Below are 23,989 nucleotides of genomic sequence, written 5' to 3' on the forward strand. Positions count from 1 at the left end.
CGCCCGTTTCGCGAGGGCGAGACGCCCTGGGCGATGCTCGTGCTCTGATCACGCCGCACGGATCGACAGCGCATGCCGGAACACATCGCGCGGATCCCAGCGCGCCTTGACGAGCTGCAGGCGCGGATAGCCCGCCTGGTAGTACAGCGTGTGCCAGGGCACGCCCGAGGTATTGAAGGCCGGGTCCGCGAGGTCGGTGTCGGGATGGTTGATGAAGGCGCCGTCGCAGGCCTCGTCCGGCACCGGGACGCCGCCGCTGTCGGCGAACAGATCGGCATGGAACGCCCGAACCCACGCCAGGTTGGCTGCCTCTTCGCGCGGATCGAGCCAGCCCGTGGTGCAGGCCATGTCGAGGATGGCCTCGCGCTGGGCAGAGGCCGTCGCATCGGCCGCGACGGTGTTGACCCACCCGCCGTAGCTCGCGAAGCCCAGCATGCCGCCCATCACGTCGAGGTCGCTGCGGGTCAGGTGCTCGTAGGCCACGCCGACTTGGCGATCGTTGAGGCGCTTCTTGAGCAGCGCGTCCTTCACCTTCACGCTCACGCCGCCCGGCGGCATGCCGAACAGGTCGGGAAAGGGATCGAGCGCGAACTCGAGCCAGGACATTCGCGCCAGCTCGCGGCCGCCCGGCGCGGGCAGCCCTTCGCTCAGCGCGGCCAGGAGCTCGTCCACCTGCCGGCCAGCGTCGGCATCGGCCGTGCTGACGCCGCGGATGATGATCTTGCCGAACTGCCGGCGATGGACCTCCAGCAGGGTCCAGAGCGATGCGTAGGAAGAATCGGCACTGCTGTTGCGCTCGCACCAGCTGCCGTGGTTGCGCAGCAGCTGCAGGAAGGACGCCGCGTCGATGTCGCGCCACTCCCACTCGGCCTTGAAGGTGGTGATCGACTCCGGCGCGCGCGGCAGCAGCTTCGCCGGGTCGTCGCCGAAGGCGCCGGGCGCGCGGAACCAGTAGCAGGTGACGACGCCGAAGTTCCCGGCGCCACCGCCGGTATGCGCCCACCAGAGCTCGCGATGCGGGTCGGAGATTTCGCGGGTCGCGATCACGGGGATCGCCCGCCCGTCCGGGCCCACCGTGACCACCTCGACGGCATAGAGGTAGTCCACGGCCAGCCCGAGCTGGCGGCAGAGAAAGCCGAAGGCGCCGCCGGGCACATGGCCGCCCATGCCGATCCCGGGGTACTCGCCGAGGGGCAGCACCACCCCCCAGTTGTCGAAGAGTGCCTTGAAGGTCTCGCCGACCGTGGCGCCGGCTTCCACGGCAACGGCGCTTCGCTCGACGTCGTGGTAGATGCGCTTCATCGGGGAGACGTCGATGATGACGCGCACCTCGGGGTCGGAGACGAAGCCCTCGAGGCAATGGCCGCCGCTGGTGACGGCGAGGCGCAGCCCCTCCCTGACTGCGTCTTCGACGGCCGCCATCACCTGCTCGGTGGAGCTGACGAGGCGGATGTAGTCAGGGCTCGCGGCGAAGCGCTTGTTGAAGCGCTTGTCGATTACTGCAAGGTAGCGTGGATCGTCGGGGGTGATCTTGAGGGGTTCGAGCTGCGTGGTGCCATCGGTCGTTTGGGGTATCGACATCGTTTGCTCCGGAGATCAGCATGCCGGGCACCGAACGGCGCCTGAGCAATTGAAACCTGCGATGAAGCCTCGAGTGCCCAGCGGTCGCCGGGCCAAGGCCGGCACAGCGTACATCATGGGGCGAATGTCCTGTAGCGCGCTCGGCGAGAAGGAACAACAACGAGGACGGAGTTGGCCAATGCGCTTGATCTTCACGACTGCTTCGTTGCTGGGCTCCCTGTTGTGGGCAGGCGGCGGCGCGAGAGGCGCGACGCTCTATTTCGATGCCGCAGGCGGAACCCGGAACTGGGATCAGCTCACGACCACGGCCTGGAGCACACTCCCGGGCGGGCCCTACGCGCTCACATGGAACGGGGGCCTGGGCACCGATGCGGTCTTCGAGGGCACCGGCGGCATCGTCAACATCCAGGCGGCGGCGCCCACCGCAGTGAGCTCGCTGTCCTTCGGCACCAATGGGGCGCAAGCCTACACGGTCGGTGGCGCGGGGCTGAATCTGGCGGCCGCGGCCGCGGTCACCACCAACACCAACGCGACGATCGCTTCGGTCATCTCGGGGGCTGGCAGCTCGTTCGCCAAGCGGGGCGCGGGAACACTCACCCTGACCGGTGCCAACACCTACGCGGGCGCCACCGCGGTGGAGGCCGGCACGCTGTCGGTCGGCAACGGCGGCACCGCCGGTTCCATTGCGGGCGGTTCCGCCGTGAGCGTCGCTGCCGGCGCAACCATGGCCTGGAACAACAACAACTTCACCGGCGGCAGGACCATTGCCAATCCGATCAGCGGCGCAGGCACCGTGCTCCTGCAGGGCCAGAACGCCACCACCGCCTTGCAGACCTCCGTCTATACGATGTCGGGCAACAACGCGGGCTTCACCGGCACCTGGCAGTTGAACCGCGCCATCATGTGGAACAACACCAGCCAGTCACAACTGGGCGCGGCCTCCACCGTGGAGATCCAGGACCGGGGCACGCTCGCCTTCAACGGCGGCACCTATGCGAACAACATCGTGGTGCAGCCGAACGCCGGCTGGCATCACAACGTCGGCGGCGATGTCGTGCTGGGCGCGATACGCCTGGAGGGCACCAACGTGCTCAACGGCAACATCGCGCTCAACAACACCAACCACATCGTCCTCGGCGACAACACGGGCGCCAATTCGACGGTGGGCGGGTACGGCAGCGGCGACCACACCCTCAACGGCGTGCTGTCGGGCGCGGGCGATTTCTCGATGAGCCGCTACACCGGATGGAATGGCGGCAGCCTCGCGGTCGTCAACATCCGACTGGCCGGCTCGAGCAGCAACACCTACACCGGCACCACCGTGGTCGACGGGCAGGGCGCGCTGGCCAGCCTGTGGCTGCAGAAGACCGGCGGAGCGGTGGCGATCGCGGGCGGGAACACGGTGCAATTCGGCAACGGCACGGGTGGCCAGGCCAACCTGCGCATGGGAGCCAACGAGCAGTTCGGGACCGCCAACGGCGGGGTGCTGATGAACTGGGTCACCGCCGCCGGCAACTGGGGCCGCTTCGACCTCAAGGGCACGACCCAGACGCTTGCAGGCCTGAGCAGCACCCCGGCCAACGCCTCCATGGTCATTCAGAACCAGGGCACCGACGCGGTCGATCCCGGGGCGAATGCCACCTTGACCCTCAACGGTTCCGGCACGTATGCGGCCTATGGCTATATGCGAGACCAGGACAACGGCGGCACCACGCGCAAGCTGAACATCGTCAAGAGCGGCACCGGCTATCAGGCCATCGGCAACCAGGCTCCCGCTTCGATCAGCTACAGCGGCACGACGGTCGTCAATGGCGGGACGCTGGCGCACGACACGACCTTGTCGTCCGCCAATGCCTGGAACTCGGCCGTCACGGTGAACCCGGGCGCCACCTTCGCCACCACCGGGACCCAGCCCAACCAGGGTGCCGCGGGCGGCACGATCACCTTGAACAACGGCGGCACGCTCACCCATGCCACCACAGCGGCGAATGCCTGGAAAGTCTGGTCGGGCGTACTGACCGTCAACGGCGCCGGCAACACGATCAACGTCGACAACACCAACACCGCCAGCAACAACCTGTACTTCGACGCCGGCATCGCCGGGTCGGGCGAGCTGACGGTCAGGACCACGGGCGGCGGAAACAATGGCATCGTGTTCCGCACGCAGCCGGGCGCCTACACCGGCAGGCTCACGCTCGACGGCGGAACGACCTTCATCAACGGCTCGGCCGGGCGCACGCTGCAGAACGCCGCCGTCAACCTGCAGAACGGCGCCACGCTCACTTCCAACGGCAACTGGGCCGGGAGCGCGCAGAACAACGCCTACTTCGGCGCCATCGACGGCGCCGCGGGAACCACGCTGGCACCGCAGTCGATCTTCCACATCGGCATGAACGGCGCCGACGGCAAGTTCTCGGGCGACACCGCCGGAGCCGGGAACATCAACAAGCTCGGCGCCGGGACCCAGGTGCTCAATGGCGCGTCTTCCAACACGAACGGGTGGCTGATGGCCTCCAGGGGCACGCTGGAACTGGCTTCCGGGTTCACACGAACCAGCAGCAACATCCTGTACGTGGGCGCCTTCGACCAGGCGACCTTCAACGACGGCGGCGCGCCGGGCGCCGGCATCATGCGCTTCACCGGCGGCTCCTTCACGACAACGGCCAGCGGCAACATTCCTATCCACATCGGGCGCAGTGCGGGCAATGCCGGGGTCCTGCAGATGGACGCAGGCGCCATCACCGCCACGGGGACCGGCAACGTGGCGGTCGTCGGCGACAACTCGGCAGGCACGCTCAACCAGACTGGCGGCAGCATCAATCTCGGAACGGCCGCCCTCGTCGTGTCCAACCAAGCCGGCGGCGCCGGATCGTCCGCCAACTTCAGCGGCGGCACTTTCACCACAAGTGGCATTTGGTACAACAGCGTGCGCAGCGCCGCCGCCACAACGATCAGCGGCAACGCCGATGTGTCCGCGGGGTCCTTCAGCTTCGGCCACCCGGGCGGCACGGCCGCTACCGGCACCCTCAACCTCAGCGGTGGCACGCTGAGCTCGACCAACGGCATGATCTACGGCCTCGGAACGCATTCCGCGAACCTGAACGGCGGCACCCTGCGCGCCGGCTCCAATGCCTTCGCCTGGGCCCACAACGCCAACGTGACGGCCACCATCGGCCCCGCCAACATCGGCTTCGACAGCCAGGCCTTCAACGCGAGCACGGCGCAGGTGCTGGGCGGCGTCGGCGGCATCACCAAGACCGGCTCCGGGACATGGACGCTGACCGGGACGAACGCCTACACCGGCCCGACCACCGTGAACGCCGGATCGCTTCGGGCCGGCGCTGCCGCGGGTGGGCAGGCCTTCGGCAACCTGTCTGCCGTGAGCCTGGCCGATGCGGCCGGTGCCAGCGTCGACCTCAACAACTTCAGCCAGCGCATCGGCTCGCTGGCCGGCGGCGGCGCGGCCGGGGGCAACGTGACGCTCGGCTCCGCCACTCTCACCACGGGCGGCGACAACACCAGCACGAGCTTCGGTGGCGCCATCAGCGGCACCGGCGGCCTGGTCAAGACCGGCGGCGGCACGCAGACCCTCACGGGCAACAGCAGCTACACCGGTGCGACCGCGGTCGATGCGGGCCGCCTGCGTGTGAATGGCTCGCTGGGCAACACGGCAGTCGCCGTCGCCGGCGGCGCGACACTCGAAGGCACCGGGCGCATCGCCGGCGCCGTCACGATCAACGCGGGCGGCACGCTCGGCCCCGGCAACTCGCCGGGCGCGATCACGCTCGGCTCGCTGACGCTGAACGTGGGCTCGCTCCTCGCCTACGAGTACGGCGCGCCCAACGTGGTCGGTGGTCCCGTGAACGACCTCACCCACGTCACCGGCAACCTCACGCTCGGCGGGACCTTGAACGTCACGGATGGCGGCGCCTTTGCCGCAATGCCGGGCAGCTACCGGGTGTTCAACTACGGCGGCACGCTCATTGGCAATGCCGCCAGCCTGGCGCTGGGCAGCACACCGGGCTACGGCCCGGGCGATTTGGCCGTGCAGACGGTCATCCCGCAGCAAGTCAACCTGATCGCTTCGCAGCCCGGCCTGCCCGTGACTTTCTGGGACGGCACCCAGCTTGCGAACAACGGCGCGATCGACGGCGGCACCTCGACCTGGAACAACGCCAGGAGCAACTGGACCAACACCACGGGCTCCATCAACCAGCGATGGATCCCGGGCATGGCGATCTTCACCGGCGCAGCGGGCACGGTCACGCTGGACGAGCACGTCGACGTGAAGGCAATGCAGTTCTCCAGCGACGGCTACGTGGTCACCGGCGGCGGCAAAACGATCGGCCTGCTGGGCATGCCCAGCGGCGCGCCTTCGCTGGTGCGCGTCGACCCGGGCGTGACCGCCACGATCGCCGCGCCGCTGGTCGGCACGGGCGGCCTGCAGAAGGCCGACATCGGAACCCTGGTCCTCTCGGGCGCCAACACCTACACGGGGGCGACCCAGGTGACGAGCGGCACGCTTCGCGCCGGCGCGGCCAGCGCCCTGAGTGCGGCGTCCGCTCACCGCGTGGATTCAGGCGCGACGCTCGATCTGGCCGGCTTCAGCCAGACGGTGTCCTCGCTGGCCAACAGCGGCACGGTCTCGCTGCTGGGCACGGTGCCCGGCACGACGCTGACCGTCACCGGCGCCTATGCGGGCAACAACGGCACGCTGCGCCTGGGCACCACGCTCGATGCCAGCGGCCCTTCCGACCGCCTGGTGCTCGATGGCGCGGCGGCCAGCGCAGGCGGCCGGACGATCGTGCAGATCGCCAACCTCGGCGGGCTCGGCGCCCGGACCACCGGCAACGGCATCGAAGTCATCAGCGCACGCAATGGCGCCACCACCACGGCCCAGAGCAGCAAGGACGCCTTCTCGCTGGCCGGCGCACACGTGGATGCCGGCGCCTTCGAATACCGCCTGTACGCAGCCGATGCGGCCGGTGCCGGCGAGAACTGGTACCTGCGATCCGAAGTGCCGGACCCCTCGAACCCCTTCGGGCCCTTCAACCCAGGAGCGCCGGACATCCTCACCTATCGCGCCGAGGTTTCGCTTTTCGCTGCCGTGCCGGGGCTGATGCGTCAGGTGGACACCGCCATGCTGGGCAACCGCCACCAGCGCCTGGGCGACGACGAGCCCGCGGGCGCGGGCATGCACGACAGCCGCCGCGACCGCCGCGCCTGGGGCCGCGTCATCGCCATCGACCCGGATCTGCGCCAGTCCGGCGCGGCGCGTCCTGCGACCGGGGGGCGCCTCACCGGCGTCCAGGCCGGAATCGACCTGTACGCCGATGCCGCCTGGCATGCCGGCGTCTACGTCGGCCAGCTCGACGGCGACGCCAGGACCAGCGGCTTTGCAGGGGGCCGATGGGGACCGGTCGGCAGCACCGACCTGCGCAGCCGCTACCTCGGCGCGTATGGCACCTGGATGGGCGAATCAGGGCTCTACGTCGATGTCGTGCTGCAGGGCGGACGCCACCGCTACACGGCTCAGCCCCTGTCGAACCTCTCGGCACCCGGCAAGGGGTCCAGTGTCCTGGCTTCGCTCGAGGCGGGGAAGTCCTTTGCGATCGGCGACGGCGGCTGGAAGATCGAGCCGCAGGTCCAGCTCATCCGTCAACACCTGAGCGTGGACGACGCCACAATCTCCGCCGCCCTCGTGCAGCAGGACCTCCATGACGGCTGGATTGCGCGTGCCGGCGTGCGCATCAAGGGCGAGCTGCGGACAGCCATCGGGACGCTCCAGCCTTACGGGCGCTTCAACGTCTACCGGGCAACGGGCGGCAAGGACATCACGCGCTTCATCGGCCCGGCAGCGGCCACCGACATCGCGACCCGCACCGGCTACACCTCGACCGAACTGGCGGGCGGCTTCACCCTTGCGCTGAGCCCGACGACAGGCGTGTACGGCGAGGTCGGCAAGCTGTTCGGGTCGGGCTCGTACAAGGTCAAGAGCGGCGTGCAGGGCTCCGCGGGGGTGAGGGTGCGGTGGTGAGCTACAGCTTCACCGCAGCCTCGACATCCTGCACCTTGCGCCGCGCCAGCGCGAGATTGGCGCGGGCCTTGTCCAGCACGACGTAGAAGAACAGGCCGGAGCTCGCCACCGACGGGCGGATGATGTGGTACTGCTTACCCAGCGTGATGAGGATGTCGTCGATGCTGTCGTTGAGCTTGAGCGAACTCATCGTGCGCAGCTTGGCGCGCACGACCTCGGTGTTGCCGGCGGCCGCCAGTTCCATGTCGACGCCGGAGCCCGCCTGGCCGAGGATCATGCCGGAGCCGCTGTCGACGAGGGCGCAGCACATGGCGCCGTCGATGCCCATGATGTTGGAGAGAGAGTCGTTGATGGACGCCATAGGAGCTTGCTTTCTTTCAGGTTGAGGAAATCGAGGAAATCGAGGACAGGGAGGATGCGGGGAATACGCCCCGCGGCTCAGCTGGACGCCAGCGCCTTGCCGATCTCGTCGGCAGACCACAGCGCCTTGGCCAGCACGCTCCCGGGCGACATCGCCAGGCACAGGACCAGGTCGCCCTCGGGGCCCAGGGGCTTGATGAGCAGGGTGCCGGTGCGGGATTCGATGAAGAGCCGGTCGCATGCGCTGTGGCCAACCTCGCGCCCGGCAGCGCCGGCCACGGCCAGCAGCGAGCTGGCCATGGCCGCCAGCTGGTCCGGCCGGAGGCCGGGCTTGACGCTCAGCGACGCGACCTGGATGCCATCGACCGTCGCAATCACCGCGGCGCTCAGGTCGACGGTGTCTTCCGTGCACCGGCGCAGGATCACGGTGTAGTGCAGGGCTCTGGCCTGGTGCGCGGCCAGCGCCTGCGTTCGGCTTTTCAGGGCGGGCATGGGGGGTACCTCAGTCAGGCAGGACTGCGACCAGCAGTTCCAGGGCGTTGAACATCTGGTCCGGTTCGCGGACGTCGACGGCCAGCACCGGTATGGCCATCCCGGCGTGGTCCGCCAGTTGGCGCGAAAAGCTCGTCAGCGTCGCCGGCGGCGCCGGCCGCGCCGACAGCACGACGGTGGCAGCGCCGGGCGCGAGGCGCTGGAACTGCGCGACGAGTCCGGCTGCATAAGGCAAGGCGTCGGGCTGATTGATGTCCACCAGCACCATGGTCCCGACGGCGGCGCTCAGCAGCCACTGGCGGAGAAAGCCGAAGCGCTCCTGCCCCGGGCTGCCGTAGACGTGGAGCTCCTCGTGGTTGGACAGGCAGACGATCCCGAACTCGGCCCCCACGGTGGTGGTCTCCTTGTGGTGGGCTCCGACGTCCAGGTTGGGCACATCGCAGTCGACGACGGTGTCGCCGCACAAGGCGCGGATGGCCGTGGTCTTGCCGATCCCCATGGGACCGAACAGAACGACACGAGGCGTCATCTCGGCACCGCCGCACCGGCAGTGGCCCGGCCTCCGCGCAGCCAATGCCTGAGACGAGACAAGAAACCAGCTTGCGCCCTCGGCGACGCCTGCAAGGCACGCGGCGGACCGCTGCTGCGCAGCGCGCCTCGAAGCTCGAGCCCGGCCAAGAGCGAATCCGCTTCGGGAGGACTCAGGCCGCCCACTGTCGTCATCCATTCCCGCGAGACCGGCCGCCGCGTCATCGCGGCGAGGGTGCGCAGGATCTTCATCGACGTGCGGTGGACGGGCACGTCCCAGTACTTGAGCTGGTACAGGCTTGCGCCTTGATCGGCAATTGAAACCTGCGCGGTGCGCACGGCCGAATCGCGACGATTGAGCACGCGCACGGCGGCCAGGTCCAGGGCTTGCATCAGCGTGGCGACAAGGAAGCCCCGCTCGATCGCCAGCGCGTCGACATCGGCGAGGAGTCCTCTCTCGTGCGTGATGCGCAGGCTCAGCCGGTCTCCCTGTTCCTGCAGCACGACGTCTGCGTCGGCCGTGTCGCAAAGCTCCCACTGCACGATGCTGCGCCCGGCGACCACGGGCAGCATGGCTTCGAAGCGCTCCTTGAGCAGGTGCGGCAGGGATGCCGGGCTGATCGAGACCGTTTTCTTCATGCGCTATCCAAAAAACCGAACACCCCTAGAGGCACGCAACAACTTCCAATGGAAGATTGATTTTTTCCAGAATAACGGCACGGTGCAGGTCTGAGTGGCAGAAATCGGCGCCGATCTGCCAAAGATTGCCTGACCGAGAAAAATTCCCGATTTACGCCTCGATCATTGCGCTTCCATATCTGGATTTTTCAGAAATCGGTGCGAGGGTTTGGGGATTTCAAATCGAGAGCAGATCAGAAGGATCTGCGGATATAGATGCTCATCACCTATGAGGAGACTGGCAGAAATCACTCCATCGACAGGAATTCAGCCAGAGCCTCAATTTCCACAAGACGTGATGCCGGTTTTTTATATTCAAGAATCCAACGTCAATCTGACGGCATGAAATAAATTCTCCAAATTCATTTCATGTAATATTTTTTATTCGAATCCACGCAATCCGAACACAACCTGCACGACTTTAGCTTTAAAAACAATGCATCGCGGTGACTCCGACAAAAAGCGAGAATCCTCTGTCATAGCAGCCCGCCCATTCTTTTCGCCGCCTCCCTCAACGCCCCGATCCTCTTCACCGCGTCCTCCATCGTCATGCGTGCTGTCGGCGCATGCACCGCCATCGCCGCGCGCGCCTTCCCCGCCGCATCCAGCACCGGCACCGCCACGGCGACCAGCCCCGCGATGAACTCCTCCCGATCGGTCGAGTAGCCCCGCTTCGCGATCGCCTCGCACTCGGCCCGCAGCGTGTCCGCATCGGTGATCGTGTTGGCCGTCATGCGCGTCAGCGTGATCTGCCCGATCACCGCATCGCGTTCCTTCTGCTCCATCTGCGCCAGGAACAGCTTGCCGCTCGCCGTGCAATGCAGCGGCACGTGCGAGCCCACGTCCAGCGTCAGCCGAAGCGGCCATTGCGCCTCGACGCGGTCGAGGTACAGCACCTGCACCCCGTCCAGCGTCGTGAAGTTGCAGGTCTCCCCCACCTGCCGCACCAGCTCCGACAGCACCTCGTGCCGCAGCCCGCGCACCACGCCGTGGTTCAGCGTGTCGAAGGCCAGCTGCCGCAGCGCGGGCCCGACGCTGAACACGCGCTCGTCCACGTCGCGCGCCAGGAAGCCCGTCGCCAGCAGCTGCGTGCAGATGCGATGCGCCGTGCCCTTGGGCAGCGACAGCTGCGCCGCCAGGTCGGCCAGCGACAGCGCGCGGCCCTCGTTGGCCAGCAGGGCCAGCAGGCGCAGGCTGCGCTCGGCCGATGAGCCCGTCGCCGGCTCCTCGGCCGGGGGCGCGGGCGCGGGGACGTGCGCCGCAGGGCGCTTCTTCGAGACAAGGGCAGGGGCAGCAGCGGATTTGCGCGCAGGAGACGTCATACGGGTAAACCTCTAAAGTGGAACGTTGCGTTCCGAAAATTCATCGCCTAGCATCGACGACCGAAGCGATTGTTCCATTGCCCGAAAGCCTGCATGCCTGTTGAAGAAGAGTTCGATTACATCGTCGTGGGCGCCGGCTCGGCCGGCTGCGTGCTGGCCGGGCGGCTCAGCGAAGACCCGGCAACGCGGGTGCTGCTGCTGGAGGCGGGGCCGGCCGACAACTCGCTGTGGATCCACCTGCCCATCGGCTACGGCAAGACGATGTGGAGCCCCACCTACAACTGGCGCTTCGAGACCGACCCCGACCCGAACATGAACGGCCGGCGCATCTACTGGCCGCGCGGCAAGACGCTGGGCGGCTCCAGCTCGATCAACGGCCTGATCTACATCCGCGGCCAGCGCGAGGACTACGACCACTGGGCCGCGCTGGGCAACACGGGGTGGGGGTACGACGATGTGCTGCCCTACTTCATCCAGTCCGAAGGCAACCAGCGCGGCGCGGACGCCTTCCACGGCGCGGACGGCCCGCTCAAGGTCTCGGACATCGGCGCGAAGCACGAGCTGATCGAGGCCTTCATCGAAGGCGCACAGCAGATCGGCCCCTTGAGCGTGAAGCGCACCGACGACTTCAACGGCGCCGAGCAGGCGGGCGCCGGCTACTACCAGCTCACCACACATCAGGGGTGGCGCTGCAGCACGGCCAAGGCCTATCTCGAGCCGGCGAAAGGCCGGAGCAACCTGCGGATCGCGACCGAGGCGCTGGCCACGGGCCTGATGTTCGAAGGCCGCCGCGCAGTCGGCGTGCGCTACACGCAAGGCGGCGCGGCGACGAGCGCGCGCTGCCGCGCCGAGGTGCTGCTCTGCGCAGGCGCAATCCAGTCGCCGCAGCTGCTGCAGCTCTCCGGTATCGGACCACGCGCGCTGCTCGAGAAACGCGGCGTTCCGCTCGTGCACGATTTGCCCGGCGTGGGCGAGAACCTGCAGGACCACCTGCAGATCCGCCTCGGCTACGAGTGCACGAAGCCCATCACCACCAACGACCAGCTCAACTCCTGGATCGGCCAGGCCAAGATGGGCCTCGAATGGCTGCTGCACCGCAGCGGCCCGCTGGCGGTGGGCATCAACCAGGGCGGCTGCTTCATGCGCGCGCTGGCCGATGCGAATGGGCAACCCGTGGCGGCTACGCCCGACATCCAGTTCCACGTCGCCACGCTGTCGGCCGACATGGCGGGCGGCAAGGTGCATCCCTGGTCGGGCTTCACGCTGTCGATCTGCCAGCTGCGGCCGGAGTCGCGCGGCCACCTCCGCATCCGCTCGCGCGACCCGGCCGAGCCGCCGGAGATGCAGCCCAACTACCTCGCGACCGAGCTCGATCGCGCGACCGCGGTGGCCGGCGTGAAGGCGGCGCGCGCCATCGCCGCCTCGCCGGCGATGCGGCCCTACGTCAAGCGCGAAGTCAAGCCGGGGCCCGACGCGACGAGCGATGCCGATCTGCTGGAGTTCTGCCGCAACAACGGCGCCACCATCTTCCACCCCACCGGCACCTGCCGCATGGGCAGCGACCCGCTGGCCGTGGTCGATGCGCGCCTGCGCGTGCATGGCATCGGCGGGCTGCGCGTGATCGACTGCTCGGCCATGCCCACGCTGGTGTCGGGCAACACCAATGCCCCGGCCGTGATGATGGCCGAGAAGGCCGTCGACCTGATTCGCGAGGACGCCACCGCCCTCGCCTGCTGAGTTCCGCCGCCCTCGCAGAAAGGGCATCCACAACAACACTTCACCGGAGACAAACAATGAGTGCAACGGACGAGAAGGCGATTCGACGGGTCGTGACCTCCGCGCTGGTAGGCGCCAGCATCGAGTGGTACGACTTCTTCCTTTACGGCGTGGTCGCCGGCATCGTGTTCAACAAGCTCTACTTCCCGGGCAGCGACCCGGTGGTGTCGACGCTGCTGGCCTACACCACCTTCGCGGTGGGCTTCGTCACGCGGCCGCTGGGCGGCGTGATCTTCGGGCACTTCGGCGACAAGATCGGCCGCAAGAGCATGCTGATCCTCACGCTGATGATCATGGGCGTGGCCACCTTCCTGATCGGGCTGGTGCCGACCTATGCGCAGATCGGCATCGCCGCGCCCATCCTGCTGCTCCTGCTGCGCGTGGCGCAGGGCATCGGCCTCGGCGGCGAATGGGGCGGCGCGGTGCTGATGGCCTACGAGTACGCGCCCAAGGAGAAGCGCGGCTTCTACGCCTCGCTGCCGCAGATCGGCCTGGCGATCGGGCTGTGCATGGCCTCGGGCGTGGTGGCGCTGTTGTCCTTCCTGCTGACCGATGAGCAGTTCCTGGCCTGGGGCTGGCGCGTCGCCTTCCTGCTGTCGGGCGTGATGGTGGCGGTGGGCATGTACATCCGCCTGCATGTGCAGGAGACGCCGGAGTTCGCCGCGGTGAAAGCGCGCAACGCCGAGCTGCGCATTCCCTTCATGGACATGCTCCGGCGCTACCCGGGCAACGTGCTCAAGGGCATGGGCGCGCGCTACATCGACGGCGTGTTCTTCAACATCTTCGGCGTGTTCTCCATCAACTACCTCACCACCACGCTCAAGATCAGCCGCACCGAGGCGCTGCTGGGCGTGATGGCGGCGGCGGTGGTGATGATCTTCACCATCCCCTTCTTCGGGCGCATGTCCGACCGGCTGGGGCGGCCCAGGGTCTACATGTGGGGCTCGCTGATCACCGCCATCGCCGCCTTCCCCGGCTTCTGGCTGATGACGCACAGCGGCGGCAACGTGCTGCTGGTGTGGCTCGCGATCATCGTGCCCTTCGGCATCCTCTACGCCTCGGTCTACGGACCGGAGGCCGCCCTCTTCTGCGACCTCTTCGATGCCAAGGTGCGCTACACCGGCATCTCCTTCGTCTACCAGTTCTCGGGCATCTTCGCCTCGGGCATCACGCCCATCGTCGCGACCGCGCTGCTCAAGTCGGGCGGGGGCGAGCCCTGGCAGATCTGCATGTACGTGCTGTTCGCGGGGGTGGTGTCGGCGCTGTGCGCCTGGCTGATCGGGCGCTCAGGGCCGGCGGGCGAGGCACAGGCCGAAGGACGCCCGCTCAGGGCGAGCGGGGCCGGCCGATAGGACTCGGGGGCGGCGCGGTTGAAGCGGAGGCAGAATCCGGCCTTGCGCCATTCACGAGCACAAGGACCCCCATGACCGACCTGTCCGCCTTTCCGATCACGAAGAAGTGGCCCGCCGCGCATCCGGACCGGCTGCAGCTCTACTCGCTGCCGACGCCCAACGGGGTCAAGGTCTCGGTCATGCTCGAGGAGACCGGCCTGCCCTACGAGCCGCACCTGGTCAGCTTCGAGACGCACGACCAGATGTCGCCGGAATTCCTCTCGCTCAGCCCCAACAACAAGATCCCGGCCATCCTCGATCCCGACGGGCCGGGCGGCAAGCCGCTGCCCGTCTTCGAATCCGGTGCGATCCTGATCTACCTGGCCGACAAGACCGGCCAGCTGATGCCCGCCGATCCTGCCGCCCGCTACGAGACGCTGCAGTGGCTGATGTTCCAGATGGGCGGCATCGGCCCGATGTTCGGCCAAGTCGGCTTCTTCCACAAATTCGCCGGCAAGCACTACGACGACAAGCGGCCGCTCGACCGCTACGTGGCCGAATCGCGGCGGCTGCTCGGCGTGCTCGAGAAGCGGCTTGCGGGGCGCGACTGGATCATGGGCGACGACTACACGATCGCCGACATCGCCACCTTCCCCTGGGTGCGCAACCTGGTGGGCTTCTACGAGGCCGGCGAGCTGGTGGAGTTCCACGCCTTCCCGCATGTGAAGCGCGCGCTCGAAGCCTTCGTGGCCCGCCCCGCGGTCGTGCGAGGCCTGGGCATTCCGAGCCGGACCGCGCCCGGCTGAGTACGCTGGCGGGGCAGGCCCTCGCTCCTCACTCCTCTTTCCACTCCTGCCCCGCCAGCGTCAGCGCTGCGCGGTAGGCGGCCCGGCCGGCCACCTTGGTTTCATGGATCAGCTCCTTCACCCGCTGCGCCCGCTCCTTCGGCGGCAGCAGGTGGGGCGGCTCGTCCGCCAGCTGGCGGGCGGCGGCCAGCAGCGCGTTGGCCGCGCTGACGCAGAACTGGATGGCCGCACGATCGCTGGCGGTCCCCTGCTCGTGCTCCAGGGCCAGTCCGGGCGGCAAATGAGGCAGGATGGGCCCATCGTTGCCGGCCTGGGCGTGGTCGGGCCAGGGCCCGATCATGGCCAGCCTGTCGTGCAGGCAATCCTGCGACGCCGTGTACGAGCAAAAGCCGTCGAACGCGCGCTGGGTGGTGTCGGACAGGGACTGTTCCATCGAATGCTGCTTCGTCATGCTCATGCGCGCGCCGCCAGTGCCTGCGGCGCCGGTTGTTGTTGCCAGGCCGGGTCCGCGGTGCCGGCCTCCTCGAGCCAATCCCGAAGCGTCATCAGCAAGGCCTCCGGCTGGTCCGCATGCACCCAGTGCCCGGCATGGGGGATGGTGTGCACGCGCGCCTGCGGGAACATGCGCGCGATGCCCGCATGCGACTCGGGCCGAACGTAGTCGGAATAGGCTCCCGCCAGGAACAGGGCCGGCCCCTCGTAGCACCGGCGCGACGGCCGCTGGAACTCGCACAGGTCCTGCATGCACATGGCCACCGCCAGCAGGTTGAGCCGCCAATCGAAGCGCTCGTCGTTGCGCCAGACCCTGGGCAGCAGGAAGTCCATCGGCGCATCGCCTTCGAGACTGCGGGCCAGCGCCGCGCTGGCCTCCTGGCGCCCCAGTGCCGCCGCCAGGTCCAGGCCCCGCATGGCCGTCATGTAGGGCGAGAACTGGTCGCCGTAGCGCTCGGGCGCGATGTCGACCACCGCCACGCCGGCAAGCGCCTGCGGGTGCTCCAGGGCCAGGGTCATGGCGGTCTTGCCGCCCATGCTGTGGCCGATCACGAAGGGCCGGCCCAGCCGCTCGCGCTCGATCAGCGCCAGCACGTCGCGTGCCATCTCGGCATAGGACATACCCTGGCCGCGGGGCGACGCCCCGTGGTTGCGGGCGTCGGGCAGGTAGACGCGATGGGTCTTGCCGAGCGCCTGGGCGATCCGCTTCCAGTTGCGTCCGGCCCCGAACAACCCATGCAGGATGATCACCGGGGGCCCGTCGCCGACGGCCTCACATGCCAAATCGATAGCCATGGCGCGCCTAGACCTGTTTCGCGTGCAGCCGCCCAAGCGGCGTGGATTTCAGCAATCTCTCCCTCTGGCGCACCGTCATCTGTCGAGTCTCCTGAATGGCGATTGGAATGGCGATAGGAATGGCGATTTGAAGTGAGGCGGAGCTTATGGGCGCCGGACCGGCCCGTAAAATGGTTTCGGTCGATGGGTCGCATTGATATGACGAATACCTGACACCCGCGACCAGGGTGTCGACGAGCGGAAGCCGGCCATGCACTTCAACAAGCTGGACCTGAACCTGCTGGTGGCGCTGGACGCGCTGCTCATCGAGGGCAGCATCAGCCGTGCGGCGGCGCGCGTGCACCTCAGCCAGTCCGCCATGAGCAACGCCCTGGCCCGGCTGCGGGCTTTTTTCGAGGACGATCTGCTGGTGCAGGTGGGCCGCACGCTGGAGCTCACGCCCCGGGCGAAGGCCCTCAAGGAAGCCGTGCGCGACGTGCTGATGCGCGTCGACAGCGCCATCGCGGCGGAGCCGCAGTTCGACCCCTCACGCTCCGACCGCACCTTCCAGCTGCTGGTCTCCGACTACACCACGGTCACCTTGATGCCGCACCTGCTCGCCCTGGCGCGGCGGCAGTCGAGCACCGTGCGCTTCCAGCTGTGCCCGCTGCCGCACCTGGACCAGCCGCAGCGCGCGCTGGGGCGCGGCGAGGCCGACATGATGGTGATCCCGCGCAACTACTGCTCGCCCGACCATCCGGTCGAGCCCCTGTTCGAGGAGGAATACGTGTGTGCCGTGTGGAACGGCAGCCGCTTCGCGCGCGCCGGCGCCGTGAGCGAGGCGGACTACGCGGCGGCCGACCACGTCGAGGTGCAGCCCTCCGGCGTGGGCCAGCCCACGCTCGACACCTGGTTCCTGGAGCGCAGCGGCATGGAACGCCGCATCGAGGTCAGGACCTTCAGCTTCATCGCCGCGCCCTTCCTGGTCCTGGGCACCGACCGCATCGCCACGATCCAGCGGCGCCTGGGCCGCATGGCGCAGCAGTTCCTGCCGCTGACGATCCTGGAGGCGCCCATGGCGCTGCCCCGGATGGCGCAGTCGGTGCAATGGCACAAGTACCGCAGCCGCGACCCGGGGCTGGTCTGGCTGCGCGGCCTGCTGCACCAGGCCGTCGAGGAAATGGACGCACGGCCGGAGGCAGCGCTCCCTACATCCGCCCCTTCCACGGCACCAGCCGCCGCTCCAGCCAGCGCATCAGCAGGTCGAACAGGTAAGCCACCACGCCGATCACGATGATCCCCATGATCACGATGTCGGTGCGCAGGAAGTTGGAGGCGTTGAGCACCATCTGCCCGAGGCCCATGTTGGCCGCCACCATCTCCGCCGCCACCAGCGTGGTCCAGCCGAAGCCGATCGCGATGCGCATGCCCACCAGGATGTCGGGCAGGGCCGAGGGCAGGATCACGTGGCGGATCACCTGCATGTAGCTGGCGCCCATCGAGTAGGCCGCGTTGATCTGCTCCTGCGAGGCGCTGCGCATGCCCGAGCGCGCGGCCAGGGCCAGCGGCGCGAAGCAGGACAGGAAGATCAGCAGCACCTTGGGCAGCTCGTCGATGCCGAACCAGATGATGATCAGCGGCAGATAGGCCAGCGGCGGCAGCGGCCGGTAGAACTCCAGCGGCGGGTCGAAGATGCCGCGTGCCACCCGGCTCATGCCCATGGCGATGCCGATCGGGATCGCCGTGACGCTGGCCAGCGCGAAGGCCGAGAACACGCGGAACATGCTGGCCAGGAAGTGCTGCCACAGCGGCTTGTCGTTGGCCTGGCCGGTGACGTATTCGTAGAACTGCTGCATCACCGCCTGCGGCGAGGGCAGGAAGAGCGGCTTGACCCAGCCCATGTTGGTGACGACGAACCACAGCGCCACCAGCACGGTCACGGTGACCACGCTGATGGTCGCGCTCGAGCCCGCGCCCGGCACCTTGAAGGCGCTGGTCTTCAGCTTGGTGCCGCCCTTCGCCGGCGCGGCCGCACCGGCCACGACGGCCGGCTGCGCGGGACTGTTGGCGGGTGGCGTCATGGCGACGGGCGAGGCGATGATGGCGTCAGGCATGAGCGGGCTCCCGATGGTGGATGATCGCCAAGACCTCTTCGCGCATGCGGATGAACTCGGGTTCCGACTTCACCTTGCGCGAGTCGCCATGCGACAGGTACTGGCGCGAAAACGGCACCCGGTCGTAGACGTGCGAGATGCGCCCCGGGCTCGGGCTCATCACGATCAGCCGGGTGGCGAGGAACAGCGCCTCCTCCACCGAGTGGGTGATGAAGAACACCATCTTGTTCGACTTCGACCAGGCCTTCAGCAGGATCTCCTGCACTTGCTCGCGGGTGAAGGCGTCGAGCGCGCCCATGGGCTCGTCCATCAGCAGCACGGCCGGGTCGCTGGCCAGCGCGCGGGCGATGCCCACGCGCTGCTGCATGCCGCCGGAGAGCTCGTAGACGGCGCGGCCGGCGTACTGCTGCAGGCCGACGAGCGCCAGCTTGTCCTCGGCGATGCGGTCGCGCTCGGACTTGCCCACGCCGGCCAGGCGCAGGCCCAGCGAGACGTTGTCGCGCACGTTGAGCCAGGGCATCAGCGCATGCTTCTGGAACACCACGCCGCGATCGGCGCCGGGGCCGGCGACCGGCTTGCCGTCGAGCAGGATCTCGCCGGTGGAGGGCGGCAGGAAGCCGGCGATGCAGTTGAGCAGCGTGGTCTTGCCGCAGCCGGAGGCACCGAGCGCGACCACGAAGTCGCCGTCGTGCATCTGCAGGTTGACCGGGGCCAGCGCCTGCAGCGTGCCGCCCGTGACGGCGTAGTTGACCGTGAGGTCGCGGATGTCGAGTGTGGGCATGGCGTGCTTTCCTTACTTCGCCATCGCCTTCTCGACGTAGGCCGTGGTCACGAAGCCGCTGTAGTCGGCCTTGACCTCCTGCACCCGGCCCTGTTCCTTGAGGAACACGGCCGTGTTGGCCATCGCCTTGGCCGCACCGCCGCCCAGCCAGGTGGGCGAGACCTGCTCGGCGAAGGTCGGGAAGCTGTAGAGCGCCATCGCCGCGCCCACGTCCTTGGGGTCGGCCTTGGTCCACTTGGCCATGGCCTTGGTCTGGGGCGAATCGGGCGTCCAGCTCTTGCCGGAGGCCTTGTACTCCTCGTTGGCGCGGTTGAGCGCCTTCACGAAGGCGACCATGAAGGGCTCGTTGGCGGCAGCCCACTTGGCATTCACCACGATGCCCTCGAAGGTGGGCGCGCCGCGCTTGCCGATGCTGCCGGAGGTGGCGATGGTCTTGCCGCCGGAGCGGATGCGCGACAGCACCGGGTCCCAGATGAAGGTCGCGTCGATGTCGCCGCGCTCCCAGGCGGCGGCGATCTCGGGCGGGCGCATGTTCATCACGTTGACCGTCTTCGGGTCCACGCCGTCCATCTTCATGCCGGCCATCAGCTGGTAGTGGGCGGTGGAGACGAAGGGCGTGGCGACCTTCTTGCCCTTCAGGTCCTTCATGCTCGCGATGCCGGACGCGTTGCGTGCGATCAGCGCCTCGGCGTCGGCGATGTCGGCCGAGATCCAGAACAGCTTGATGTCCTGGCCCTGGCTGGCCGCCGCGGTCAGCGGGCTGGAGCCCGTCTCGCCCATCTGCACGTCGCCCGAGGCCATGGCGCGGATCACGTCGCCGCCGCCGGAGAACATGCGCCAGTTGATCTTGTAGCCGGTGGCCTTCTCGACCTCGCCCGACTCCATCACGAGGCGCAGCGGGACCAGCATATCCTGATGGGCGAAGGTGAGCTCCTTGGTCTGCGCCTGGGCGGCGGTGCCGAGGGCCATCGCGGCACAGAAGGCCGCGCATGAGAGGGTGAAGCGGCGGGACATGTTCATTCGTTTCTCCTGGTGGTGAAGCTGAATGGACTTTGCACCCATCGCCGGGCAGCCGGAAGTGCCAGCCCTGAAGCGGGCATGGAGCCAGTGGATGGGGACTTACCCTTGTTCTGGTGCGGGGCGCACGAGGGCGGTGCGTCAGTGGGTGCGAGGCCCGGCGCTCAGGCTCTCCCCGCGCGCCTGCGCCAGCTCCTGCACCGCCATCCCCAGCGCCCGGATCCCCGCCGGAATCTGCGCCGCCGCGATCGACGACAAGCGCAGCCGGAAGAAGGGGCACGGATACGGCGGCTTGTTGAAGAACACATCGCCCGCCTCGATCAGCACCCCATGGCTGCGCGCCATCAGCGCCAGCTCCGCCGCATCCACCCACGACGGCGCCTGCACCCAGATCGAGGCGCCGCCCGAGGGCAGCTTGAACTCGAAGTCAGGCAGGTGGTCGCGCAGCGCCTGCGCCGCCAGCGCCAGGCGCTCCTGCATCGCATGGTTGACCCGCCGCGCATGCGACTCGTGATGCCCCAGCGAAAGAAACAGCGCATAGGCATGCTGCAGGAAGGCGCTGGGATGCCGCACCATCGCATGCCGGATCACCCGCAGCTCCTTGATCAGCGCGCGCGGCGCCACGATGAAGCCCAGGCGCAGCGCCGGCGACAGGCTCTTGGACACCGAGCCCACATAGATCACGCGCCCCGTCTTGTCCAGGCTCTTGAGCGCCGGCATCGGCGTGCCCTCGTACAGGTTCTCGGCCTCGTAGTCGTCCTCGATGATCACGAAGTCCTGCAGCTCGGCCTTGCGCAGCAGCCACTGCCGGCGCTCCAGGCTCAGCGTGGCGGTGGTGGGGCTCTGGTGCGAAGGCGTGCAGAACAAGTAGTCGGCGGCCGGCAGCGCATCGACCACCAGGCCCTCCTCGTCGACCTCGATCTCCACCCACTTCGGGTTGCGCATCGCGAAGCTGTTGCGCGCATGCGGATGGCCCGGCTCCTCCAGGCCGACGCGCGTGTGCTCGTCGAACAGCGCCTCGGCCAGCAGGTAGCACGCATGCTGGGCGCCGAGGGTGACCAGGATCTCCTCCTTCAGCGCGAACACGCCGCGCCGGGGCAGGAGGCGCGTGCGGATCTGCTCGATCAGGTCGGGCACGTCGTCGGTCTCGAAGTCGGGCGTCCAGTGCGGCAGCTGCGAGCGCGCCAGACTGCGCGCGCAGCATTCGCGGAAGTCCTCGGTGGGGAACAGCTGCGGGTCGTAGGTGCCGTAGACGAAGGGGTACGGGTAGTCGCGCCACCGGTCGGGCTTGGACAGCGTGGGCCGGTCGAGCTGCGAGCGCAGCACCCGCGCCGACCACTCCGGCGGCTGGCCCGACTGCCCGCTGCGCCCCACCAGCGGCTCGGCCAGCTCGGCGGTGAGCGGCCGCGCGTTGTGTGCGACGAACACGCCGCTGCGCGGGCGCGCCTCCAGGAAGCCTTCGTCCATCAATTGCAGGTAGGCCGAGGTCACGGTGTTGCGGCTCAGGCCCAGCAGCGCCGCCAGCTCGCGCGACGAGGGCAGCGGCGCGCCCGGGCTCAGCCGGTCCTCGAGGATGGCCTGCACCACCGCCGCGCGCAGACGGCCCTGCAACGGCAGGCCGGGTTGGTCGGGCAGCGCGAAGAGCTGCGCCCACTGGATGGCTCGGGAGTTGTGCATGGTGGGCAAAGTTTAGGCCGGTTGAAAGCGTCTGGCTCGGTCGAATCCCCGCATCTGGCTCTATCACCGCGCCCGCCGTCTCTCTACGCTCCGCTCATCGACCAGACAGGAGTTTCGCGTGACAACAACAGCATCGCCCGCCCCCGTGACCACCGCCACCCTGGAGGCCTTCAGCGACGCCTGGAACCGCCACGACATCGAGGCGCTGATGGGCTTCATGCACGCGGACTGCGTGTTCCAGACCGCCGCCGGCCCCGAGGCCTGCGGCACCCGCCACAGCGGCACGGCGGCGGTGCGCAAGGCCTTCGCCGCGGCCTGGGAGACGGTGCCCGACGCGCAGTGGATCAACGGCCGGCACTTCGTCGCCGGCGACTTCGGCACCTCGCAGTGGACCTTCACCGGCACCGCAGCCGACGGCAGCCGCATCGAGACCGACGGCATCGATGTCTTCAGCTTCAAGGACGGCAAGATCGCGCTCAAGAACGTGTTCCGCAAGACGCGGCCGAACCTGCCCGCGGCGAAGTAGTTCGCGGTTCGAGGAAACGCCATGACGATCACCGCAGGCACCGCCCAGTTCTCGACCGCCGGCCGGGCCGCGCCCGCGGCCAAGCCCTACGACCCGCGCTACGACCCGCTGGTGGCACCCGATCCGGGCGCCGGCCGCGCCTATGCGCCCACCTGGTGGGTCGCCAGCGCGGGCACGCCGCCCGAGGACGATGGGCCGGTTGTGCGCGACATCGACGTGGACGTGGCCATCATCGGCTCCGGCGCGACCGGCATGTCGACGGCGCTGTACCTCGCGCAGGAGCACGGCATCCAGGCCACGGTGCTGGAGGCCAACCAGGCGTCGTGGGGCTGCTCCAGCCGCAGCGGCGGCCAGGGCCAGAACGCCAGCGGCCGGCTCAAGCGCTCGCAGTGGATCCAGCGCTGGGGCCTGGACACGGCCCGGCGCCTCGACGCCGAGATCCGCGCCGGCTTCGAGAACTTCAGGCACCTGACGACGCAGATCGACTGCGACGCCTACGACGGCGGCCACCTCTACCTGGCCCACCGGCCCGAGAAGCTCGCCAGCCTCGAGGCTGAGGCGCGCGTGATGCGCGAGCAGTTCGGCTACGACACGCGCATGCTCACGGCCGAGGAAGTGCGGCGCGACTACTGCGACGAACGCGAGGCCGCGGGCGCGCTCTTCGAGCGGGAGGGCGTGGGCATCCATCCGCTCAAGTTCACCTTCGGGCTGATGCGCAAGGCGCGCGCGCTGGGCGTGAAGATCCACACCTCGAGCCCGGTGCAGGGCTGGCAGACCATCGACGGCGTTCACCACCTGCGCACCCCCGGCGGCATCGTGCGCGCGCGGCGCGTGGCGGTGTGCACGGGCGGCTACACGGGGCAGGCGCTCTCGCCGCTGCTCAAGAACAAGATCATGCCGATCCTGTCGAACTCGGTGGTCACGCGCCCGCTGACCGAGGCCGAGCTCCAGGCCACCAACTTCAAGTCGCTTACCTTCCTGACCGACACGCGCACGCTGCGCTTCTACTACCGGCTGCTCAAGGGCAACCGGCTGCAGCTGGGCAGCCGCAGCTCGGTCAGTGGCGCCGATGCCGAGGACCCGGTGCACCTGAAGCTGCTCACCGATGCGATCGCCCGCAAGTTCCCGCCGCTCGCCGGCATCCAGATCGACTATTCGTGGTGGGGCTGGGTGGACGTGAGCCACGACATGATGCCGCGCATCGCGCAGCCCGAGCCCGACAAGAAGATCTGGTACGCCGTGGGCTACGGCGGCAACGGCGTCTCCTTCTCGACTTGGGCGGGCAAGCGCCTGGCCGAGCGCATGGCCGGGCAGGACGCGGGGCGCGAGGTGTTCGAGCTGCCGATCTATCGCTCGCCGCTGCCCTTCCCCAACGTGATGGGGCTCGTGGAGTCGCCGGCTTTCGCGCCCTTCCGGCGGATGGGGCAGCGCGTGCTCTACAAGTGGTATTGGCTGCGGGACGAGAAGTAGGGCGGCATCTACTTCGCGCGGGTGCGCAACTCTTCGGCCGTGATGCGCACGAGCTTCTTGTCGCGCTCAACCACGATGGCCGTGTTCGTGGTCGCCGAGTGCGCGCCCGGCATGCACTGCGGGCCCGGCTCGAAGGTGTGGGGACGTTGCGTGCATCTCGAAGGCCCAGTGCCTCCCAGCCCTCCCCAGAGGGGGAGGGTAACTAGCCTGCGCGCGATGGAAGCGCT

Annotated in this window: 19 protein-coding genes; 7 read left to right on the forward strand and 12 right to left on the reverse strand. The window is 68.4% G+C overall.

What is annotated here, in order from left to right; translation table 11 throughout:
• Positions 1-48: 48 nt before the first annotated feature.
• Positions 49-1,581: an FAD-binding oxidoreductase gene (locus tag GXN78_RS24495; RefSeq protein WP_106559054.1), complete on the reverse strand. Its 1,533-nt coding sequence runs from the start codon at positions 1,579-1,581 to the stop codon at positions 49-51.
• 178 nt (positions 1,582-1,759) lie between these two features.
• On the opposite strand from GXN78_RS24495, the gene GXN78_RS24500 reads away from it, so the two are divergent.
• Entirely contained in the window at positions 1,760-7,618 is a 5,859-nt protein-coding gene (locus GXN78_RS24500; RefSeq protein ID WP_164255720.1) for an autotransporter outer membrane beta-barrel domain-containing protein, read from the forward strand.
• Position 7,619: 1 nt separating this feature from the next.
• On the opposite strand, the gene GXN78_RS24505 is transcribed toward GXN78_RS24500, so the two are convergent.
• The 5 genes from GXN78_RS24505 to GXN78_RS24525 all read right to left on the reverse strand — a co-directional run bounded on the left by GXN78_RS24505 (position 7,620) and on the right by GXN78_RS24525 (position 10,998).
• Entirely contained in the window at positions 7,620-7,979 is a 360-nt protein-coding gene (locus GXN78_RS24505; protein ID WP_106559056.1) for a hypothetical protein, read from the reverse strand.
• A gap of 77 nt (positions 7,980-8,056) precedes the next feature.
• Complete coding sequence (locus tag GXN78_RS24510; RefSeq protein ID WP_106559057.1) at positions 8,057-8,470, reverse strand: roadblock/LC7 domain-containing protein; 414 nt, start codon at positions 8,468-8,470, stop codon at positions 8,057-8,059.
• 10 nt (positions 8,471-8,480) lie between these two features.
• A complete protein-coding gene (locus GXN78_RS24515) occupies positions 8,481-8,999 on the reverse strand; it encodes a GTPase (RefSeq protein ID WP_106559058.1) in 519 nt (172 codons plus the stop codon).
• A complete protein-coding gene (locus tag GXN78_RS24520) occupies positions 8,996-9,637 on the reverse strand; it encodes a hypothetical protein (RefSeq protein WP_106559059.1) in 642 nt (213 codons plus the stop codon). Before GXN78_RS24520 ends, GXN78_RS24515 begins: the two co-directional genes overlap by 4 nt.
• Positions 9,638-10,152: 515 nt before the next feature.
• Positions 10,153-10,998, reverse strand: coding sequence for an IclR family transcriptional regulator (locus GXN78_RS24525; RefSeq protein WP_106559060.1), 846 nt, complete (start codon positions 10,996-10,998; stop codon positions 10,153-10,155).
• A 93-nt stretch (positions 10,999-11,091) separates the two neighbouring features.
• On the opposite strand from GXN78_RS24525, the gene GXN78_RS24530 reads away from it, so the two are divergent.
• The 3 genes from GXN78_RS24530 to GXN78_RS24540 all read left to right on the forward strand — a co-directional run bounded on the left by GXN78_RS24530 (position 11,092) and on the right by GXN78_RS24540 (position 14,911).
• Positions 11,092-12,735: a choline dehydrogenase gene (locus GXN78_RS24530; protein ID WP_106559061.1), complete on the forward strand. Its 1,644-nt coding sequence runs from the start codon at positions 11,092-11,094 to the stop codon at positions 12,733-12,735.
• Between the two features lie 56 nt (positions 12,736-12,791).
• Positions 12,792-14,126 carry an MFS transporter gene (locus GXN78_RS24535; RefSeq protein ID WP_106559062.1) on the forward strand — a complete coding sequence of 445 codons (1,335 nt, stop codon included), beginning with the start codon at positions 12,792-12,794 and terminating at the stop codon, positions 14,124-14,126.
• 71 nt (positions 14,127-14,197) lie between these two features.
• The gene (locus tag GXN78_RS24540; RefSeq protein WP_106559063.1) at positions 14,198-14,911 is read left to right on the forward strand and encodes a glutathione binding-like protein; all 714 of its coding nucleotides are present in this window, start codon (positions 14,198-14,200) and stop codon (positions 14,909-14,911) included.
• Positions 14,912-14,939: 28 nt separating this feature from the next.
• Here the strand turns inward: GXN78_RS24540 and GXN78_RS24545 are convergent, their stop codons facing one another.
• Together GXN78_RS24545 and GXN78_RS24550 are read right to left on the reverse strand one after the other, a co-directional pair.
• The gene (locus GXN78_RS24545) at positions 14,940-15,368 is read right to left on the reverse strand and encodes a hypothetical protein (RefSeq protein WP_106559064.1); all 429 of its coding nucleotides are present in this window, start codon (positions 15,366-15,368) and stop codon (positions 14,940-14,942) included.
• The gene (locus GXN78_RS24550) at positions 15,365-16,198 is read right to left on the reverse strand and encodes an alpha/beta fold hydrolase (RefSeq protein WP_106559065.1); all 834 of its coding nucleotides are present in this window, start codon (positions 16,196-16,198) and stop codon (positions 15,365-15,367) included. Before GXN78_RS24550 ends, GXN78_RS24545 begins: the two co-directional genes overlap by 4 nt.
• A 250-nt stretch (positions 16,199-16,448) precedes the next feature.
• Between GXN78_RS24550 and GXN78_RS24555 the strand changes: the two genes are divergently transcribed.
• A complete protein-coding gene (locus GXN78_RS24555) occupies positions 16,449-17,474 on the forward strand; it encodes a LysR family transcriptional regulator (protein ID WP_106559066.1) in 1,026 nt (341 codons plus the stop codon).
• Here GXN78_RS24555 and GXN78_RS24560 read toward each other — a convergent pair.
• From GXN78_RS24560 to GXN78_RS24575, 4 genes are all read right to left on the reverse strand, one after another.
• Positions 17,386-18,291 (reverse strand): ABC transporter permease subunit, encoded by a 906-nt coding sequence (locus GXN78_RS24560; protein ID WP_106559067.1) that lies wholly within the window; start codon positions 18,289-18,291, stop codon positions 17,386-17,388. The genes GXN78_RS24555 and GXN78_RS24560 overlap by 89 nt on opposite strands.
• On the reverse strand, positions 18,284-19,072 hold the full coding sequence (locus GXN78_RS24565) for an ATP-binding cassette domain-containing protein (protein ID WP_106559068.1): 789 nt from the start codon (positions 19,070-19,072) through the stop codon (positions 18,284-18,286). The genes GXN78_RS24560 and GXN78_RS24565 overlap by 8 nt, the downstream gene beginning before the upstream one ends.
• A gap of 12 nt (positions 19,073-19,084) precedes the next feature.
• Complete coding sequence (gene tauA / locus GXN78_RS24570) at positions 19,085-20,041, reverse strand: taurine ABC transporter substrate-binding protein (RefSeq protein WP_181360634.1); 957 nt, start codon at positions 20,039-20,041, stop codon at positions 19,085-19,087.
• Between the two features lie 189 nt (positions 20,042-20,230).
• Positions 20,231-21,766: a PLP-dependent aminotransferase family protein gene (locus GXN78_RS24575; RefSeq protein ID WP_106559070.1), complete on the reverse strand. Its 1,536-nt coding sequence runs from the start codon at positions 21,764-21,766 to the stop codon at positions 20,231-20,233.
• A 118-nt stretch (positions 21,767-21,884) separates the two neighbouring features.
• Here GXN78_RS24575 and GXN78_RS24580 point away from each other — a divergent pair, with 118 nt between their 5' ends.
• Positions 21,885-22,292, forward strand: a complete 408-nt coding sequence (locus tag GXN78_RS24580; protein ID WP_106559071.1) for a nuclear transport factor 2 family protein — start codon at positions 21,885-21,887, stop codon at positions 22,290-22,292.
• Between the two features lie 21 nt (positions 22,293-22,313).
• Complete coding sequence (locus tag GXN78_RS24585; RefSeq protein WP_106559072.1) at positions 22,314-23,762, forward strand: FAD-dependent oxidoreductase; 1,449 nt, start codon at positions 22,314-22,316, stop codon at positions 23,760-23,762.
• Positions 23,763-23,989 lie beyond the last annotated feature (227 nt).

The sequence above is a fragment of the Variovorax sp. WS11 genome (genome assembly GCF_010499245.1).
Classification (GTDB): domain Bacteria; phylum Pseudomonadota; class Gammaproteobacteria; order Burkholderiales; family Burkholderiaceae_C; genus Variovorax.